The organism is Mesorhizobium sp. M7A.F.Ca.AU.002.02.1.1, from assembly GCF_003998535.1.
GTDB classification, from domain to species: domain Bacteria; phylum Pseudomonadota; class Alphaproteobacteria; order Rhizobiales; family Rhizobiaceae; genus Mesorhizobium; species Mesorhizobium ciceri.
Genome location: NZ_RZPB01001127.1, coordinates 1 through 1,433, shown reverse-complemented (window position 1 = coordinate 1,433; position 1,433 = coordinate 1). Strand labels below are relative to the sequence as shown.

3 protein-coding genes are annotated in these 1,433 nt (G+C 60.2%); all 3 read right to left on the bottom strand.

Annotated elements, in window-relative coordinates; all coding sequences use genetic code 11:
- Positions 1-451, bottom strand: a 451-nt coding sequence (locus EN879_RS35735) for an MBL fold metallo-hydrolase (protein WP_127274704.1), incomplete at its 3' end; no start/stop codon positions are given.
- Positions 452-476: 25 nt separating this feature from the next.
- Positions 477-992 (bottom strand): hypothetical protein, encoded by a 516-nt coding sequence (locus EN879_RS35730; protein ID WP_127224577.1) that lies wholly within the window; start codon positions 990-992, stop codon positions 477-479.
- 162 nt (positions 993-1,154) lie between these two features.
- A partial coding sequence (locus tag EN879_RS35725) for an SDR family oxidoreductase (RefSeq protein ID WP_127274703.1) occupies positions 1,155-1,433 on the bottom strand: 279 nt, incomplete at its 5' end.

Here is a 1,433-nt window from a genome sequence, read left to right as displayed (position 1 = left end):
GCTGCACACCGCGCAGGATATCCGCCGTATCGATGCCGGACAGGATCCAGCGCATGCGATCCGGCAGCGACATCGCCCAGATCCATTCCTGCAGCTCCTTCTTCTGGACGTAGAAGGTGGCATTGGGAAATGCATCGACATTGCCGAAATGATCGAAATGCGCGTGCGTGATAAAGACCGCGTTGATGTCTTCCGGCGTCAATCCGATTTCGGCAAGAACCTCGCGCGGTCCGCGCCAGTTCTGGACATTGAACAGCGTGCCAAGATAGTTCCCGTAGTCGCGGTCGTTGTAACCGACGTCGACCATCGCGGCCCAACCGTCTCCCTTGATGACGGCGTAGCAGTAGGGCAGCTTGACATAGCCTTCATTGTGAGCGCCGTAGATGACGCCGCTCTTGTGGTATTCGGGTACGTAGCCGTATTCGAGGACGTAGATCGAATAGAGTGACACCGGTTTCCTCCCTTGATCCAGACGATTAATTTTTCGCGGGTCGGCAGTTGCAGCAGGCCGCCGTGAAATCCACGGGGGTCAGTCCGGCGGAAGGTTCCGAAACCATCCGCAGCGACCGCTGCGCGGAAAAAAGCGCGTCAACGACGGCATCGAGATCGGGACTTGCCGGATCAATGAGATCGGCAAGACGATCAAGCCGCGAGAGTATCCGGCCGAGAAGCACTAGCAGATCGGCGAGCGCGGCTTGGTGGCGGGCCGCTGTCGGCGGCGCCTTCACCGCACCAAGCCGGTCGGTTGCCTCGCGCAACTGCCTTGTCACCGACGCCAGCAAGAGATCGTTGCGGTTGCGGTCGAGGCTGTCGGTCTGGAGCAGAAGCAGGATTCCCGAAAGCTGGCCAACGCAACGCTTGGCGGCGTCATAGAGCGGACGGGTGTCTGACAGGTAGGAGGCAACCGCTTCATCCTTGATCCCTGACTTCAACAACGCATCGGGCTGGTACTCGCGGGGGGTGTCCCATATCGAGCAGGTGGGACGATGCACGCCTTCGATCCCTGAAGAAGGCGCTGGAAATTCGCGACGAAACGTTAGAAGCACCGCCCCACCCGAAAGCGGAGCCTCGTCTTGTCCGGAATTGATCGTAAGCATGCGTCGCCTCCAATGTTCGTCGTTGCATCGATCCGCAGGCCCGTGCGGACTGTCTTTTCAGTGCATGAATCGGCCGCCGTTCACGTCGAGAATGAGTCCCGTCACGTAGTCGGACAGGTCCGAGACCAGGAACAGGCAGGCTTTTGCGATATCGTCAGCCGTCCCGAGCCGGCCCAGCGGGATGTTCACGACGATGTCGCGCCGCTTGTCTTCGGTCAGCTTGTCGCCAAAGATGTCCGTGTCGATCGTGCCGGGGGCTATCGCGTTGACGCGGATATTGTGCTGCGCCAGTTCACGCGCCATCGACTTGGTGAGGCTGTGGATGCCGCCCTTGGC